The sequence below is a fragment of the Cupriavidus sp. D39 genome (genome assembly GCF_026627925.1).
Classification (GTDB): Bacteria; Pseudomonadota; Gammaproteobacteria; order Burkholderiales; family Burkholderiaceae; genus Cupriavidus; species Cupriavidus ulmosensis.
Genome location: NZ_JAPNLE010000006.1, coordinates 410,450 through 427,588 on the forward strand (window position 1 = coordinate 410,450; position 17,139 = coordinate 427,588).

At 62.5% G+C, this 17,139-nt stretch carries 13 protein-coding genes and 4 pseudogenes; 11 read left to right on the forward strand and 6 right to left on the reverse strand.

The features are described 5' to 3' along the window. The first annotated feature begins 343 nt into the window (after positions 1-343). Complete coding sequence (locus OMK73_RS06125) at positions 344-709, forward strand: hypothetical protein (protein ID WP_267601200.1); 366 nt, start codon at positions 344-346, stop codon at positions 707-709. Positions 710-805: 96 nt separating this feature from the next. On the opposite strand, the gene OMK73_RS06130 is transcribed toward OMK73_RS06125, so the two are convergent. Continuing rightward, the gene (locus tag OMK73_RS06130; protein ID WP_267601364.1) at positions 806-2,128 is read right to left on the reverse strand and encodes an IS4 family transposase; all 1,323 of its coding nucleotides are present in this window, start codon (positions 2,126-2,128) and stop codon (positions 806-808) included. Between the two features lie 171 nt (positions 2,129-2,299). On the opposite strand from OMK73_RS06130, the gene OMK73_RS06135 reads away from it, so the two are divergent. From OMK73_RS06135 to OMK73_RS38885, 3 genes are all read left to right on the forward strand, one after another. Continuing rightward, positions 2,300-2,599, forward strand: coding sequence for a hypothetical protein (locus tag OMK73_RS06135; protein WP_267601201.1), 300 nt, complete (start codon positions 2,300-2,302; stop codon positions 2,597-2,599). A gap of 616 nt (positions 2,600-3,215) precedes the next feature. Beyond that, a complete protein-coding gene (gene benC / locus OMK73_RS38880; protein ID WP_267601202.1) occupies positions 3,216-4,991 on the forward strand; it encodes a benzoate 1,2-dioxygenase electron transfer component BenC in 1,776 nt (591 codons plus the stop codon). Beyond that, the gene (locus tag OMK73_RS38885) at positions 4,901-5,968 is read left to right on the forward strand and encodes a cytochrome P450 (protein WP_267601203.1); all 1,068 of its coding nucleotides are present in this window, start codon (positions 4,901-4,903) and stop codon (positions 5,966-5,968) included. The genes benC and OMK73_RS38885 overlap by 91 nt, the downstream gene beginning before the upstream one ends. Before the next feature lie 35 nt (positions 5,969-6,003). Here the strand turns inward: OMK73_RS38885 and OMK73_RS06150 are convergent. Next, positions 6,004-6,934 (reverse strand): annotated as a pseudogene (locus OMK73_RS06150) (helix-turn-helix domain-containing protein). Positions 6,935-7,057: 123 nt separating this feature from the next. Here OMK73_RS06150 and OMK73_RS06155 point away from each other — a divergent pair. Genes OMK73_RS06155 through OMK73_RS06180 form a run of 6 tightly spaced genes read left to right on the forward strand, consistent with a single transcriptional unit; the run spans position 7,058 to position 12,078 of the window. After that, on the forward strand, positions 7,058-7,903 hold the full coding sequence (locus tag OMK73_RS06155) for an SDR family NAD(P)-dependent oxidoreductase (RefSeq protein WP_267601204.1): 846 nt from the start codon (positions 7,058-7,060) through the stop codon (positions 7,901-7,903). 13 nt (positions 7,904-7,916) lie between these two features. After that, positions 7,917-9,644: an FAD-dependent oxidoreductase gene (locus tag OMK73_RS06160; protein ID WP_267601365.1), complete on the forward strand. Its 1,728-nt coding sequence runs from the start codon at positions 7,917-7,919 to the stop codon at positions 9,642-9,644. Next, complete coding sequence (locus tag OMK73_RS06165; protein ID WP_267601205.1) at positions 9,641-9,979, forward strand: NIPSNAP family protein; 339 nt, start codon at positions 9,641-9,643, stop codon at positions 9,977-9,979. Before OMK73_RS06160 ends, OMK73_RS06165 begins: the two co-directional genes overlap by 4 nt. 36 nt (positions 9,980-10,015) lie before the next feature. Then, complete coding sequence (locus OMK73_RS06170; RefSeq protein ID WP_267601206.1) at positions 10,016-11,203, forward strand: 4-hydroxybenzoate 3-monooxygenase; 1,188 nt, start codon at positions 10,016-10,018, stop codon at positions 11,201-11,203. A 45-nt stretch (positions 11,204-11,248) separates the two neighbouring features. Beyond that, entirely contained in the window at positions 11,249-11,470 is a 222-nt protein-coding gene (locus tag OMK73_RS06175) for an MFS transporter (RefSeq protein ID WP_267601207.1), read from the forward strand. Further along, entirely contained in the window at positions 11,446-12,078 is a 633-nt protein-coding gene (locus tag OMK73_RS06180) for an MFS transporter (protein ID WP_267601208.1), read from the forward strand. Before OMK73_RS06175 ends, OMK73_RS06180 begins: the two co-directional genes overlap by 25 nt. Here OMK73_RS06180 and OMK73_RS06185 read toward each other — a convergent pair. Further along, positions 12,075-12,365 (reverse strand): annotated as a pseudogene (locus OMK73_RS06185) (transposase); the annotation flags it as partial. The gene OMK73_RS06180 and the pseudogene OMK73_RS06185 overlap by 4 nt on opposite strands. 55 nt (positions 12,366-12,420) lie before the next feature. On the opposite strand from OMK73_RS06185, the gene OMK73_RS06190 reads away from it, so the two are divergent. Further along, complete coding sequence (locus OMK73_RS06190) at positions 12,421-13,671, forward strand: IS256 family transposase (protein WP_267601209.1); 1,251 nt, start codon at positions 12,421-12,423, stop codon at positions 13,669-13,671. Between the two features lie 83 nt (positions 13,672-13,754). Here OMK73_RS06190 and OMK73_RS06195 read toward each other — a convergent pair. The 3 genes and pseudogenes from OMK73_RS06195 to OMK73_RS06210 form a co-directional block, all read right to left on the reverse strand. Further along, a pseudogene (locus OMK73_RS06195) lies at positions 13,755-14,258 on the reverse strand (IS1595 family transposase); the annotation flags it as partial. Positions 14,259-14,697: 439 nt separating this feature from the next. After that, positions 14,698-16,508, reverse strand: a pseudogene (locus tag OMK73_RS06205) (enoyl-CoA hydratase-related protein). Positions 16,509-16,554: 46 nt separating this feature from the next. Then, complete coding sequence (locus OMK73_RS06210) at positions 16,555-17,046, reverse strand: MaoC/PaaZ C-terminal domain-containing protein (RefSeq protein ID WP_267601210.1); 492 nt, start codon at positions 17,044-17,046, stop codon at positions 16,555-16,557. Between the last annotated feature and the right edge of the window lie 93 nt (positions 17,047-17,139).

The following is a 17,139-nucleotide window of genomic DNA, read 5'->3' on the forward strand; positions in this document are numbered from 1 at the left end:
CACGGTGCCCAGCGCGCCGAATTACCGGGGGCGCCATGGCCAAGTCCCGACCGTTGTCCGAACACGCTTGGTGGCTCGCTGCCTTCAGCGCGGCCCCGATGACCAAAATCGTTGGCGAAGCCGGGCTCGTGCCGTGGCGGCTGTTGAGCGCCGCTTGCCGAGTCAAGCCCGCGCCAAGAGGTGAAGCCGATGCGGGCTACGCCGGCGCCTTCTCGTGGCTGTTGCGCAAGTACCCGAGTGTCGAAGCTGCTATGCACTCGGTGCTCACCAATTCCCATTCGCGCCTTCGCCCGGGTAGCGGCACCCATGCCACCCAGGCCGTGCATGCCTCCTTCCTTGCAGAATGCGCACGACTTGGGTTGCAGGAGGAGGCGCCTACCCCTTCAATACCCAGTCCCTGGCTGTCAAAAGCGTGGCCGCCTACGTGCGCCGCTACATCCCGAGTCATCTGGGGCAGCTGGCCGGGCCGATGCTGGGCAGCACCGCCGCGTCCAAGCTGCGAACCGGCGACGGACGCCAGCGCCCGAGCCTGGCGCTGTTCGAGCGCGTCGAGTGCGATGCGCACCTGATCGATCACGCGATGTGTGTCATGGTGCGCCACCCCGATGGTCATTACGTTCAGCGCAGGCTGCACCGACTATGGGTGGTGGCATTGGTGGAAGTGCGCTCACGCGCGGTCCTTGGCTATAGCGTGGCCCTCGGGCGCTAGCCGAACAGCCGCGATCTGCTCGATGCACTGCGGACCCAGTGGGCCGCGCGACAAAATGCACTGGCGGCCCTTTGAAGGCCACCCCTTTCAAGGTGATCAAACGACACGGCCAGCCTTGATGACACGTGCGGTAGAGACATGCCGCCGTGCCACACAGCCTGCAACATAACCTTTCTTCTTGGGCGCTTTGGGTCCCCGCGTATGTTTGCGCATCGCGCGGGGATCAACGCGCGCCGCTATGTTTAGCAGTGTCCGGCCAAGCTGGGCCGGCGTGAGTGGGTCATAGGCCTGCCACACCTCGGGCGGCACCGCGATCATCATGCCGGCATACGTCGCCCGGATTTCGCTGGCGAGGTAATACGGAGAGAGTTCAATGTCACTGGTATCCAGTTCATGGCGGATTCTCACCGCAGTCGCAATCACGCTCAGCACGTTGTACGCCAGCGCCGCCACGCCGAAGGCCAGCAGCGCCGCGCGTGGCTGGCTCAACGAACGGATTTCACTGTTGAGCACCGATTCGAGTCGCTGAAACATATTCTCTATGCTCCAGCGTCGCCGGTATAGCTGCGCAATTTCCTGGGCCGTGAGTTGTGAGGCCGGGACATTGGTCAGCAGGCGGATCACAGTGTCGCCGTCCTCGGTAGCGCGATCCAGCCGCAATTCGATGCGCCTGAGTACAAGCGGCGCATTCGATTCATCCTGAATGCTGACGGCTTGCTCGTACACGATGCCGGTCTCGACTCTCCCCATTTCGACTGCCTGCTCCAGTTCACTGGGGCTCGGATTGCGGCCGTGCTCACGCACGATAAAGGCACTGTCGCGACGCTGCCAGCCGGTAAGAATCGCACGGGTACTGAAATTCCGACCGGCGATCCACAACTCGCCAGGCTGGGCTGATTCGAGCAGCGTTTCCATGATGGCCCGCTCCTGAGCATGCGCATCTTCGCATGGCACAAGATCGACGATCATCGCCGTATCCGGGTCATAGACGACCAATGACTGCCCCGGCAAGGCCGCGCCCCGAAACCCACGCAATGGTTTCAGGCGCTTTTCGCTCGCCGGCAAATGGCTGCCATCCACGATGCGCAGGCGATAGCCGTCCACCGAGGGCGGCTGCTTGCGCAACATCGGTTGCACGACCGGCCCCAACCGCTGCGCACCGCCTTGCACCAGGGCACGAACCAGCCCCGGCTCGGTCCGGCTGAGCTTGTCGTACAGCGCGGTGATGGAAACCGGCAGCGCCGGACTGGCCTTGGCTGCCGCATGCACCGACGGGCGCAGCCCCACGGCGACCAGCGACATGAGTTCCGCCGTCGTCGAGAACAATAACTCCCGCGTGTACTGCGTTTCACGCTCTTGCTCGAACAACTCATCGATCCAGGCCGGATCAAGGGCGCGTTGCAACCCCAGGCGCGCCATCACGCTGATCGGGCTGTGTTCGATAAAGCGTTCCACCACTGCGTCCAGTACCACGCCACTGACTCCATTTTCGGTTCGAGAACACGGAGGGTGCCCTAATTTTCGTCACCTTGAAAGGGGTGCCTTTGAAGGCCCTTAAGCGCCGGCTCGGTCCTCGAGCACCATGCAGCCTTGCTGCGCGCGCGCCTTTGCGAACAGGGGTTCCCGCATTACCTGGCGTGGGCAACGATCCTGCGCGGCTGGGCGCTCGCCAGGCAAGGTAACGGTGAGGAGGGAATCGCATTGATACACCAGGGACTTCGGGCCCACGAAGCGACCGGGGCCGCACTGGGACGACCATCCCTATTGGGACTGCTCGCCGATGCCTATGGACGGGCTGGGCAGATTGAAGCGGGGCTGCGCGTGCTGGGTGACGCGCTGGTGCTCGTGGATGTCAGACAGGCAAGAGCGCTACTGGAGAACTGGTCGTAAGCGGCCGGGCGGTCGGAGGTCGGGCACACTTCGGCTGTCATGATGGCAAAAGCGTTATCTCCTCGCACCACCGCCGCACGGGCTGTGCGTGTTGGAGCGATTTGCCCACGGCCATGGTGTGATTGCTCGCTGTCTCGCGTCACAGCCAATCCACCAGACCAGCATCGCCGAACTTGCACCGGTCGCCGAACAAAACACGCCGTGACATGCTCACGGAAAGTCCGGGCGCCTGACGAAATCGGCCTCCCCATCTTTTGCACCTCTCCTTCACGCCCACGTTCGTCAACAAGAAGGATGGTGGTGGTGCGCGTGGAGACGAAGGCCGTTCCCGACTCGGCCGTCACATAAAGTGCGGGAGACCCCAACGTTCACCCGGCTCCACCGCAATGCACGTTTTGTCCCGGTGGACGCCGTCTCTGTCCGTTGATGGGAATACCGTTCAGGCTCTAAATTCGCATCCTGAAACCCACCGGGCGCGCGAAGGGAGCTTGCGAGAAGCAAGGTTATCTCGCGCGCCACCCTGCTCGATCATACCGCCAGCGGAGCGGCATGTTTGGGCTGCTCTCGAGGAGACACCGCTATGGCCCATCAGATAACACTCCGTTTTGAGGACGGAGTGACCCGGTTCATCGAGTGCGAGGAGGGCGAGCGCATCACAGACGCCGCCATTCGCGCCAAGATCAATATCCCACTCGATTGCCGTGATGGTGTGTGCGGCACCTGCAAGGCGGACTGCGAGTCCGGCGAATATGTTCTGGGCGACTGCGTGGAGGATGCGCTTACTCCGGAGGAGGCCAGCGCCCGCAAGGTTCTCACGTGCCAGATGAGCCCGCGTTCCGATTGCGTGATCCAGATCGCTACGAACTCCGATGTTTCGGGTACCGGCCCGTCCTCCTACAGGGGAAGGATCGCCGCTTGTCAACGATCGTCCGCCACCACCATCGCCTTCTCGGTCGAGCTCGAGAATCGCGAAGATCTCGGGTTCCTTCCCGGGCAGTACGTCAACATCCAGGTGCCTGGCACCGATCAGACACGGTCCTACTCCTTCAGCTCCGGGCCGTCCGAGCCGCAATTGTCCTTCCTTGTGCGCAATGTGCCTCAAGGCGCGATGTCGACCTGGCTCTGCGAAAGCGCCAAAGTAGGCGACCCGATTGAGTTTCGCGGCCCGATGGGAAGCTTCTATCTGCGCCCCATCGAGCGGCCGGTGCTGTTTCTCGCGGGTGGCACGGGCCTCGCGCCGTTCCTCGCAATGCTTGACAAGGTCGTCGAGGACGGCGGCAGCCCGTATCCGATCCACATGATCCTGGGTGCGAACACCGATGAGGACCTGGTTGGCATCGACCGGCTTGAAGCTTATGCGCAGCGCTTGTCGAATTTCACCTATGCCTGCACAGTCGCCAGCCCCGAGAGTGCCTATCCCAACAAGGGCTATGTCACCCACCATATCGTCGCTTCCCAGCTCAACGGTGGCGATGCGGATGTCTACCTTTGCGGCCCGCCGCCGATGGTTGATGCGGTTCGCAGTTTTCTCTCTTCTGAAGGGCTAAGGCCGCGGAATTTCTACTATGAGAAGTTCGCCGGCACCGGCCTGGTGGTCCAGACCGGCGAAGAACGCGTCGCTCCGGTTGATGTCGACGAGGCGTTCGATTTGCGCATGGCTCTCGAGCTGGGGGCCGCGCAATTGACCATGGGCCGGCTGTCGAGCGAGCAGTTAATCACTTTTCGGAAGCTCGCCGAGGCGACGGCGCCGTTCGTCTCCGGGCGACGCTTTACCGACATTCCGCGTTACATCGAGGCAAACCACGCCTTCCACATGTTCGCGATCGAAGCTTCCGGGAACGCCCAGCTGATCGCGCTCTACCGGCAACTGGCCGTGCAGGACTACATCGCTCGCGCGCTGACCGACCAGATCGAGATCGTCGGCGATATCGTCCAGCAGCACCGGGACATTGTCGCCGCCTTCGAACTGGGCGACCTGAACGCGGCGCGGGACGTGATTGCGCTGCACGCGCTCCATTCCAAGGCCACGATGAGCCGGGCGCTGGAGCGTATGGCGATGGGCAAGACGGCGCCCATGGTCGCAGCGCTCCCCTCTCCCCGTCTGCTGTGCCGCAGAGCGCGCCGCAGGTCTGCCCATTCACGGCCAAGACCCTTCCGGCCTATTCACACGAACTGGACTGGCCCGAGGGGTTGGAGCCATTCAAGGTGGTCGATGACGGCTCGCAAGGCGACCCTTACGAGCACTACCGCTGGATGCGGGAGCATGCGCCGGTGCTGCGTTGCCAGTCGGCGACTTCGGACGTGTGGTTCCTCTCGCGCTATGACGATGTCTACCAGGCGATCCGCAACCCGAAGCTGTTTTCCTCCGAGGTCGTCAGCCCGCCACCGCTGACGTTCCTGACGCTGTTCGATGCGCCCGACCATACGCGGTTACGCAAAGTCGTCCAGCCATCCTTCCTGCCGCTGTCGCTCGATCCCTTTATCGAACAGATCGAGCAAAGGGCGGAGGACCTGCTCGACGCGATGATCGCTAAAGGCGGCGGTGACGTCGTCAACGATTTCGCCATCCCGCTCAGCATCTCGACCATCTCCACGATGATCGACGTGCCGAACGAGGATGAGGAGAAAATGAAATTCTGGTCGGACGAGACCTTTAGCTACTTCGGGCGCCTCGCCCGCAATGCGCCGGGGACCGGCACCGACGAGCAGAGCGCGCAGGCCTTCTTCGCTTACCTGAAGGAGGCGATGGAGCGGCTCGTTCGCACCGGCAGCCAGTCGATCGGCGGGCATATCGCGCGCATGTGGAAGGACGGGCTACTTTCGGAAAAGGAAGCAAAGGAGCTGTGTGCCTTCGTCTTCATCGCTGGGCACGACACTACGACGATCCTTGTGGCCAATGCATTTCGCATGTTCGCCGAACAGCCGAATCTGCTGGGACGTATCCGCGAAAACCCCTCCGACGCTGAGCGTTTCGTCGAGGAGGTGGCGCGCTATCGTGGTACCGTGCAGCGTGTGAGCCGCATCACCACCGAGGCGACCACTGTCGCGGGCGTTGATCTGCCTAAGGGTGCGGTGGTGCGATTGCTGCTGTCGGCTGCGAACCGCGATAGCCGCAAGTTTGCCAACGGTGAGACGTTCGACATCGACCGTGATTCCAGCGGCCACCTGGGTTTCGGCAATGGCATGCACAAATGCCTTGGCGCGCCGCTCGCCAAGCTGGAGACGCTGGTCGCAACGAAGGCTCTGGCCCGCAAGGTTGGCGATATTGCGCTCGATCCGGCAAGGCCGATCCAGTATGTGCGGGGCAACAATCTGACCAACTCCGGGCCGGAGCACCTGTTCGTGAAGCTGGGTAGGTTATCGGCCTAAACCAGGCCTAAACCGGATGAGGGGGCGAGGTCGAGTCAGCCCGCTCTCCCCTTTTCAGGCGGCAAGGATCGATCGTGGGCCGCAGAGCGGTATTCGGTTGGCCGGAGTCCCGTCTGCTTGCGGAAGAAACGACTGAAATAGGCCTCGTCCTGAAAGCCCAGTTCACTGGCGATCTGCTTCACGCTGAGCGTCGAATAGCCGAGCAGCCGCTTGGCCTCATGGATCGAGCGTGCATCGATCGCCTCGATTGCCGAGACCCCGAAGGTGGCACGGCAGATGCGAGAGAGTTGGCCGGTGCTCACGCCCATATCGTCGGCATAGCTGGCGACCGGCCGCCGCTCACGGCAATGGCGGTCGAGCAGGGCGCGGAACCGCTCGATCCGCGCGGCCGTTGTCCTCTGCTCGGAACTGGCTGAAAGCCGGGCGCTCTCGCTGAGGCGCCCGATCTTGATGAACAGGGTGATCGTCAGTGCTGCGCCTGCGGTGAACTGCCAGCGCTCGTGGCTCTCCGCCTCTTGTCTGATCGACTGAAACAGGGTCTCCAGAGGTGTGCCGCGTTCGACGTCGGGATCGATCGACAGCACCGTCGGCGTGCGGATGAATTCCAGCAGCTCGGGCGCGGCCGTCATCGCCAGCGATTCCAGCGCAGACTGCGCGGCGGTGATGACGTGACCGTCGATGTCGCTCTGGAAGTTAAAGGCGTGGACCGAGTGCGCTGGCACGACGATCAGGCATGGCGCTTCGACTGCCCAGGTCCTGCCGTCGATGAAGGTCTCGCCGCCCCCCGGTGACGTAGAGCACCTGGATCAGCGCATCGTGGACGTGCGGCTGGATGTCGAAGTCGAAACGGCCGGCACGCAGGGGAATGCGTTCGTAATGGACCATGTCGACCCAGGATTGGCCGGCTTCCGCGCCATAGAGCGCGAAATGCGGAACGGGCTGGCGGCGCTGTTGGTCATGGGCCATGATGCACGATATGTCCTATTACACGTGGTCTCTGTCCATTGTTCCACAGGCGCTCGAAGCGTTCAATGGCGATACAGACTTCAGGAGACAAATCGCATGGAAAATCTCAGGAACCATAATCGCGTGGGACAGGAACTTGAAAACCGCGCAGCCGCCTCGACGCCATACCGGCTGAACCTCGATGGAAAGGTCTGCGTGGTCACGGGTGCGGGCAGTGGCATTGGTGCCGGCATCGCGCGCGCCTTCGCCGATGTGGGAGCACATGTGGCGCTTGTGGATCGGAATCTTGCCGGCGCTGAAGCTGTCGCCGCCGAACTTCGGAAGGCCGGTGCGGTGGCGCAGGCGATCGGCTGCGACGTGTCGGACGAAGCTTCGGTTGCCGCAGCCGCTGGCGAGGTTCGCGCAGCGCTCGGGGCGGCCAGCGTGCTCGTCAACAATGCAGGGCTGCTGCGCGCCGGACCTCTTGAGACGGTCTCGATCGAGGACTGGAACCAGGCCATCGCCGTTAACCTGACCGGCTATCTTCTGTGTGCTCGAGCTTTCGGGCGCGACATGCTGGCGGCGGGCAAGGGCAGTATCGTCCACGTTGCCTCGATTGCGGCGCTCAATCCGCAGACCAATAGCGGTTCCTATAGCCCGAGCAAGGCGGGCGTGCTGCTGCTTTCGCGGCAGTTGGCGGCGGAGTGGGGCCCGCGCGGGGTGCGCAGCAACTGCGTGCTGCCCGGCATGATCCGCACCGCGCTGTCCGCCAAGTTCTACGAGGAGCCGGGCTTCGAGGCTCGCCGCGCCGCCGCCACCGCGAGCCGCCGCATCGGCGAGCCGGAGGACCTCGCCGGCCCGGCCCTGTTCCTCGCCTCTGACCTGGCTGCCTACGTCAATGGCGCGGAGGTGCTCGTCGATGGCGGACTCGATTGCATGCTGATGGACATGGTCCCGCGCCCCGGTTTCAACGCGACCCCGGCCGCGTGAGCTCCATCACACCATTACGACAAGGAGAGAAGATATGGCCAAGGAGATCACTTGCGATCTGGTCGTGGTCGGATCGGGTGCTGCGGGCCTCGCCACCGCGATCACTGCACGCAAGCGCGGCCTCGATGTCATCGTGCTCGAAAAGGAGCCCGTGTTCGGTGGTACCACCGCGCTGTCTGGCGGCGTCTTGTGGATTCCGCTGAGCAAATATGGCCAGCAGCAGAACCCGGCTGACACCGTCGAGCGCGTGCGCGAATACATGATGAGCGAGACGGGCAACAACTACGATGCCGCCGCGGTCCAGTGCTTTATCGAGAACGGGCCGAGAATGGTCGAGTTCTTCGAGCGCGAGACCGAGATGAAGTTCGTGCCCACGCTCTATCCGGACTATCACCCGGATGCGCCCGGCGGCGTCGACATCGGCCGCTCGATCCTCGCCGCGCCCTATGACATTCGCGGGCTGGGCAAGGACATGCGCCGTCTCAAGCCGCCGCTCAAGACGATCACCTTCATGGGAATGATGTTCAATTCGTCGAACGCGGACCTCAAGCACTTCTTCCGCGCCACCAAGTCGCTGACCTCCTTCCTCTATGTGACTAGGCGCCTGGCGACGCATATGAAGGAGCTGCTGCTCTATCGCCGCGGCATCAATGTGACCAGCGGAAACGCGCTGGCAGCGCGACTCGCGAAATCGGCGCTGGACCTCAAGATTCCCATCCTGACCGGGACTCCGGCCAAAGAGATCATCATGCATGGCGGCAAGGCTGTTGGCGTGCGCGCCGGCGGTGAGGGCGGCGAGCGCCGCATCCAAGCCCGGTACGGCGTGGTGCTGGCCTGTGGCGGCTTCCCCCAGGACGTGAAGCGCATCGCGCGCGCCTACGCCCACATCGCACGTGGCGGCGAGCACCTCTCGCCCACGCCGGCGGGCAACACCGGCGACGGTGTGGCGATGGCCGAGGCGGCGGGCGGCAGCGCTGACATCCGCTACCAGGACAGCGCGGCCTGGATGCCAGTATCGCGCGTGCCGTATGGCAATGGTGAATTCGGCGTGTTCCCGCACCTGCTGGACCGCTACAAGCCCGGTGTGATCGGCGTGCTGCGCAACGGCAAGCGCTTCACCAACGAATCGAACTCCTATCACGACGTGGGCGCGGCCTTGATTCGTGCCTGTGCAGGGCAGAACGAGACGGCCATGTGGCTGGTCTGCGACAAGGCCACCCTGGGTAAGTACGGTCTGGGTTTTGTCAAGCCTGCCCCTATGCCGATCGGCAAATATCTGCGCAACGGCTACCTGTTCGAGGGCCGCACGCTGGCCGAGCTGGCCAGCCATGCCGGCCTCGACCCGGCCGGGCTGGCGCAAACCGTGCGCGAGTACAACGTGGGCGCTGCGCGGGGCGAAGATCCGGCCTTCGGGCGTGGCAGCACCGCGTTCAATCGCTACCTCGGCGACCCCGAGCGCCAGCCCAATCCGTGCGTTGCACCGATCGAGAAAGGACCGTTCTACGCCGTCAAGGTCGTGATGGGCGACCTGGGCACCTTCGACGGGGTCAGGACCAGCGTGGCCGGCGAAGTGCTCAAGGGCGACGGCACGCCGATCGACGGACTCTACGCGGTGGGCAACGACCGCGCCAGCATCATGGGCGGCAACTACCCCGGCGCGGGCATTACCCACGGTCCCAACATGACCTTCGGCTTCATCACGGGCAACCACATCGCGGACAAGGTAGGAGCAAAGGCATGAACTACTTGGACAAGCCCCTGATCGACCACCGCATCTACACCATCGCGCTGCGCAAGATGCCCGAGTTCCTAGAGGTGTTCGACCGCTTGGCCATGCCGATCCTGCTGGAGACGCTAGGCCATCCGGTGGGCTTCTACGTGAGCCAGGTCGGACCGCTGAACCAGTTCGTGCATCTGTGGGCGTACCAGGACCTGGCTGAATATGAACGTCGCTGCTTGGCGCGCGACGCGCACCCGGATTTCCCGTCCTATTTGTCGGCTTCCGGGCATCTGATCACCGCGCAGGAAACGCGGCTCATCCGGCGCGTCGATCTACCAAGCCTCCTGTGCCGGTGAAGCATCTGAACAACTGATAACCAAGGAAAAGGAAACATGCGCACCACGCGTACCCAAGTAGGCATCATTGGTGCCGGCCCGGCGGGGCTACTGCTGTCGCACATTCTGCACCTGCAGGGCATCGAGTCGGTTGTACTAGAAAGACACAGTCGCGACGACGTCGAGGCGATCATTAAGGCCGGCGTGCTCGAACAGGGCACAATCGACCTCATGAACGAGATCGGCGCCGGCGAGCGGATGATGAAGGAAGGCTTCCGCCACGAAGGCATCATCCTGCGCTTCGACGGGCGCGACGAGCGCATCGACTTCCCGTCGCTCACCGGCGGCAAGTCGGTGATGATCTACGCCCAGCACGACGTCATCAAGGATCTCATCAAGGTGCGTCTGGACAGCGGCGGAGACATCCGCTTCGAAGCCAAAGACGTCAGCGTCTACGATCTCGACACCACCAAGCCGAAGATCCGCTACCGCGACAAGGCGGGCGTAGTCGAAGAGATCACCTGCGATTTCATCGCCGGCTGCGACGGCACCCAGGGTATCTGCCGGCCGTCCATCCCCGCGGGTGCGCTTAAGGTCCACGAGCGTCTCTACCCCTTCGGCTGGTTCGGCATCCTATGCAAGGCGCCACCCTCGTCCGACGAGTTGATCTACGCCATGCACGAGCGCGGATTCGTGCTCGTCAGCACCCGCTCACCCGACATCCAGCGCATGTACTTCCAGTGCTCGCCCACGGAGAAAATCGAGAACTGGTCCGACGATCGCATCTGGGCCGAATTTCGCGCACGGCTCGCGACCCAGGACGGGTGGGTGCCCCAGGAAGGGCCGATCTTCAGCAAGACCGTCATCGGCATGCGCAGCTTGGTGGTCGAGCCGATGCGTTACGGGCGCCTGTTCCTCGCCGGCGACTCGGCACACGTGGTACCGCCGACCGGCGCCAAGGGGCTGAACCTAGCTGCCACAGATGCGCAGATTCTCGCCCGCGCGCTCACTGCATACTTCAAATCCAACCGCAGCGACCTGCTGGACCAGTACTCGGAGACCGCGCTGCGGCGCATCTGGAAGGCGACGCGCTTTTCCTGGTGGATGACCTCAATGCTGCACACCTTCCCCGGCACCGACGAGTTCCAGAACCGCTTGCAACTATCGGAGCTGAACTACGTGACCAGTTCCCGCGCCGGGGCCATGGCCTTGGCGGAGAACTACGTTGGACTGCCGATTGAATAAGCCAGCGTAGCACGTTGATCGCGGCGCTTTCGGAGGGCGACTGCCATGCCCCGCACCGACGAGAAAGATGTATTCGGACCGGTGATCGGCGCCGGGCTGTTCGGCGTCGCTGTCGGCGCTCTAGGTCTGGGGCCGACATCGGACCGCAAGAGGCGCAAAACCGTGATTCTCTTCGCCATGGCATTGTGCGCCATTGGCACCTTCGGCTGCGCATTCTCCGGCTCGGTGATGTCGATGTCAGTGTGTGGCGTTTCATTACCGGAGTAGGGCTCGGTGCCGCCCTGCCGAACGCGACCACCCTCCTGGCCGAGTACAGCCCGGAACGCGACCGCGCGCGGCTGATTGCGGTGATGTTCGTCGGGGTTTCGCTGGGCGCCGCGAGTGCCGGAGTCACTGCCGCCCACCTGCTGCCAATCTTTGGCTGGAAAGGCATGCTCCTCCTGGGTGGCGAGCTGCCTACGATTTGCGCGCTGTTGGTATTCGTCGCGTTGCCCGAGTCGGCACGCTTCATGTTCGTGCAAAAGGCGCCGGCGGAGCGCATCGGCCGAGGCCTTTCGCGTGTGGGCAATCTCAGCTACGGGCGAGACACCGAGTTCACCTTGCCGGAGCTCAAGGGCGAACACCAAGCGTCGATCTCAGGCTTGTTCACTGGTGGCATGGGACTCGGCTCAGTGCTCTTGTGGGTGGCGTATTTCATGGACTTGCTCGTCTATTACCTGCTGACCAGCTGGCTACCGTCTCTGATCGTGCAGTCCGGGCATCCGATCGAAAAGGCGGCGGCAGTTGTATCGGCAATGCTCCTGGTGGGCGCCTCCGTTGGTACCCTCCTGATAGGCTGGCTGATGGACAAGATCAAACCGTGCTTATCCGGTTAGCTCCCATGTAGTGGGTAGCGATTTTTTGCATAGTGCTCGGCATAGGTCGGCGCGGTGACGTCACCAGCGATGCCGAGCAGAGAGCGAAACGCGTTGAAGGGATAGAAACGGCGGTTGAAGCGGAAGGTGAATTCGTTGAGATAGGCTTGTAGGTGCTGCGGGCTGACACCGTGATGAATACCGCGCAGCCAGGTCTTGAGATTGGAGAACACAAGGTGATTGATCGGCAGGAAGGTTTCGGCCACTTGCATGTCACCGCGCTGCGCGATGGCGATATGGCCATAGCCGGGGCCTGTACGGGATTTTGTGTGCAGGGCATAACATGTCGACAAGGAGCATGTAATGCCACGCAAACCAAAGGCCATACCCAGGGACCTTCCGACCATCCCTAAGGAGCTGATCGATCAGTTCGTTAAAGGTCCGATGACTGCTGAGGCGGTGCAAGACGCCGCCATGGCGTTCAAGAAGGCCCTGATCGAGCGGGCGATGGGCGCGGAGCTGGGCCATCACCTGGGCTACCCGGCGGGTGCCGAGCGCCCCGAGGATGCAACCAACCAGCGCAATGGCTCCAGCGCCAAGACCGTGCTTACGGACACGGGACCCTTGCGGCTGGCGATCCCGCGCGACCGCGACGGCAGCTTCGCGCCCATCCTGATTCCCAAGCACGACCGGCGTTTTACTGGCTTTGACGACAAGATCATCGCCATGTATGCGCGCGGCATGACGGTACGCGAGATCCAGGCGTTCCTGGTCGAGCAGTATGACACTGAGGTGTCGCCCGCGTTCATCAGCTCGGTAACGGATGCGGTCATGGAGGAAGTCACCGCCTGGCAGGCCCGTCCATTGGAGGTCATGTACCCGGTCGTGTTCTTCGACGCGCTGCGGGTCAAGATGCGCGAGGATGGCGTCGTGCGCAGCAAGGCGGTCTATCTGGCGCTGGGCGTGCTGCCCGATGGCACGCGTGACATCCTGGGCCTGTGGATCGAGACCACCGAAGGGGCAAAGTTCTGGATGAAGGTGTTCAACGACCTGAAGACGCGAGGCACCCAAGACATCCTGATCGCGGTGACCGACGGCTTGAAGGGCATGGAGCAGGCCCTGAACGCGGTGTTCCCGAGCACGACACTGCAGACTTGTGTCGTGCATCTGATACGCGGCAGCCTGGACTACGCGAGCTGGAAGGACCGCCGTGTGGTGGCGGCCGCGCTCAAGCCTGTCTACACGGCTGCCACGGTTGAGGCCGCCGAGGCGGCGCTGTTGGCCTTCGAGCAAAGCGACTGGGGCAAGCGCTACCCACCGATTGCAGCCTCCTGGCATCGCGCCTGGGACCGGGTGATTCCATTCTTTGCGTTCCCGCCGGCCATCCGCAAGATCATCTACACCACGAATGCCATCGAGAGCATCAACGCGCAACTGCGTAAGATTATCAAGACCCGCGGGCACTTCCCGAGCGATGAAGCGGCCACCAAACTGCTGTGGCTAGCCTTGCGCAACATCACCGGCAAGTGGGGCAGCGCCACGCACGACTGGAAAGCCGCCATGAACCAGTTCGCGATCCTCTACGAGGATCGCTTCACACAACCCCATCGCTGAGATAGGATCAAAGGCCTGCCTGCCGGGCAGCCTGCCCGGCAGGCAGGTTTTTAGCCTTGCACACAAAAATCCTGACACCCCCCATAGCCGCGCTCGCCCAGCTTGGCATAACCGCTCCAGTCGTCGGTGATGATGGTTGCGCCGGGTGCAACGGTACGCTCGATGAATCCGCCCAGCGACCGGGCACTTCGGTCAGGAACCAGAGCGAGCCGAACTCGTCCGGCATACCGTCCGCTCTTGCGTTTGTTGCGGCTGCCGACAAGCTTGCGTTGCCGAACCTCGACAGCGCCGGCCACAAGAACCATGTCGTGCACGCCCCTGCCTTTGCCGCGAGTACGCCCACCGACGTAGGCCTCATCGGCCTCGACGTGTTCCTCAGGCTTGCCACCGATCCGATCCTGGTCGGGGCGCACCATGCCGGCGCGCAACTTGTGGAGTATCTGGAAGGCGGTCTCGTAACGCGACAGGCCGAGTTGGCGTTGGAACTGAACGGCCGACATGCCAGGCGTCTGACTGGCGACCAGATACGCCGCCCAGAACCAAACCGACAGCGGTGTGTGCGTGCGCTCCATGACGGTGCCAGCAGCCGAGCAAGAGGCGAGGTGCGCGGCGATGATGGCCGCGGCTGTGACTGCGCCACCTCGACGTCCGCCCTTGAGCGGCCCATCGGTCGCGCTGCAGATTGATGCGGGTTACGTCAAGGCGCCGCGGCAGTTCGAAGGGACGCGATGCTGCAATCCCTGCGGCATAGAAGGCGCCCCCTATTTGGCCACTCCCACTCGCCCACTGCCACGCAGAAATGGGTACGGCGTCAGCCGTAGGTGCGATGCTCCAAATGGGCTGTGTTGCTTCGGCGGGCTTACCTGCGTCACACCCGCGATGTTCTCAGGGAGCGGTCAGCCGTGCCTTCTGAGCGGCCAGGATACCTGCCAGGCAAAGAAGGGCGGGGTGGTCATCGACGTAGTGCTGTCGTGGCAAAGGTGTCTCACTTCCTGTCGGAGCACGCGCGCCTTCTTCTTGACCGGTTTAACCGTCGTTGTGTGCGACCTGCGACTTGCCTGACCGTCCCTCCGCAGCCAGCTCCTTGATCTGCTCAACGACGTCCGGATTGGCGAGAGCGGACACGTCGCCGCGGCTCTGCTGATTTGAGATCGCTGCAAGTACGCGCCGCATGATCTTTCCCAAACGTGTCTTGGGCATATCGGGAACGATGACGACCCTACGCGGCCGTGCGATTGCCCCGATCTGGGAAACCACGGATGCCGAAACCTTGTCCGCGATCTTCGAGGAGGGGCCTGTCCCGGCTTCAGCGACACGTAGAGATCGGGCACCTTGCCCTTGAGCTCGTCCGCGACCGGAACCACAGCCGCCTCGGTGACATCGGGCACGAGAAGAGCAGCAGACTCGATTTCTTTGGTGCCGAGGCGATGGCCTGCGACGTTGATCACGTCGTCAATGCGGCCGAGGATGCGAATGTAGCCATCCGCGGCCTGCATCGCGCCATCACCGGCCAGATAAGGCCAGTCCCGCCAGTCCTTGCTCTTGGGGTCCTTGCAATAGCGCGCGTAGTACTGGCTCACATATCGATCTGGATCCTTCCAGACCGTCTGCAATACGCTTGGCCACGGGTTGCGGATACAAATGTTCCCCGCCTTGCCAGACCCGCCCGGGAGTGCTTTGCCTTCCTCGTCGAAGATCACCGGATGAATGCCCGGAATGGCGGGTCCCGTGCTGCCTGGCTTCATCTTGTGGATCGCCGGCACTGTGCTGCAGAGGAATCCGCCGTTTTCGGTTTGCCACCAACGAGGCCCGATCATGTCGCCGCAAGCCTGAATTCCCAGACACTCGATTTGGCGTCGTGGCCCAGCGTAGCATGAACGGGTCTTGACATCACATCGTGCGAGGTCGTCAACGTAAGAATGCAGGCGATCGAGCGTTATGCGCGCGGCGAGGCGGTCAAGGACATTGAACAGGTGACAGGCGATAACCTGGCTCAGGGGCCTCCTGTTTTTTGCATGGATAGCTGCTGAAAAGACTCTCTGGCTACCGACCAATGAAAACGGGGTCGCGCTTCTCCAGAAACGCGCGCAAGCCTTCCTGGCCATCGTCGGTGTCGTAGCAGACGTTTTGTGCCGCCGTTTCACGGAACAGTGCCTCCCGCATTCCCCCTGGTGATGCTGCTGAACTGCGCGCTTGGCTAGCCGGATCGGCAGCGGGGCATTCAGCGCGATGCGCCGCGCCAGGTCCATCGCGGCATCCATCAGATCTCCAGGCTCGACGACTTGACTGACGATCTGCAAGCGAAGAGCGTCTTCCGCATCGACTACGGCACTGGTGTAAATCAGTTCGAACGCCTTTGATTGGCCCACGATAGTTGGCAGGAGGTAGGTACCACCGTAATCGGGCATCAGACCTCGCTTGACATGGGATTGCGAGAAGATGGCTGTGCGCGACGCAATGCGAATATCCGCCGCCAGAGCGAGATTCATGCCGGCGCCCATGGCGGGGCCATTGACAGCCGCGATGACTGGCTTGCTTGCTTCATAGACTGCCAGCAGCGTTCGATCGCGAGGCGGTTCGATCTTGTCAGCCAGCGGCCGGCCCTCGGTTACGCGACCATAGATCTCGCGCAGATCACCGCCGGCGCAAAAGGCCTTGCCGGCACCTGTCAGGACTACCACGCGCACTTGATCATTGCCGTTCGCCATTGCCATGGCCGCGACAATGTCTTCGCGTATTGTGCCGCCGAGCGCATTGCTGCGCTCAGTGCGGTTGAGGGTAATGATCGCCACACTGTCTCGCTGTTCGTATAGAACACATCCAAAGACCTGGTGCATGGGGTTGTCTCCAATAATTGCCCTTTTGGCCACTACATCGTTGTTGTTACCGAGCCTGTTCTTCAGTCGGCCGACATTTGTACATGAGCGAAATCACCATGGAGTGCACGGTTTCTCCGCGTTGGTTCTTGACGATGCGATCACAGATCACGATGCCCTGCTTGCCGGTGCTGGTCAGCTTCTTCTCCGTTGGCGTGATAAAGACCTGGAGGGTGTCGCCCGCCTTCACCGGAAGGTGCATACGCCACTTGTCCAGACCGAGCATCGCAACGATCGTGCCGTCATTGATTCCGCTCAGGCACTGGAGTCCGCCCGCGATTGCCAGCACAAGGGGGCCGTGCGCAATCGGTTCTCCATAGGGTTGCGTCTTGCAGAACTCGTGATCGATATGTGGGGCGTTGTGGTCGCCTGACAGGCAAGCGAAGTTGACAATATCGGTCAGGGTGACGGTGCGGCGGGAAGTAACGATCGTCTCGCCGATCCCAAAATCCTCGAAATAGAGGCCACGTGGTTGATATTGCGCTGCGTTATCAGTCATTGCGTAATCCAGGAATTGAGGTTAGGCAAAAGGAGCGGTCCATGCATCCAAAGAGGTATGGACCATGCGAGGAAGGGTTTTGTTTGGTCGGGC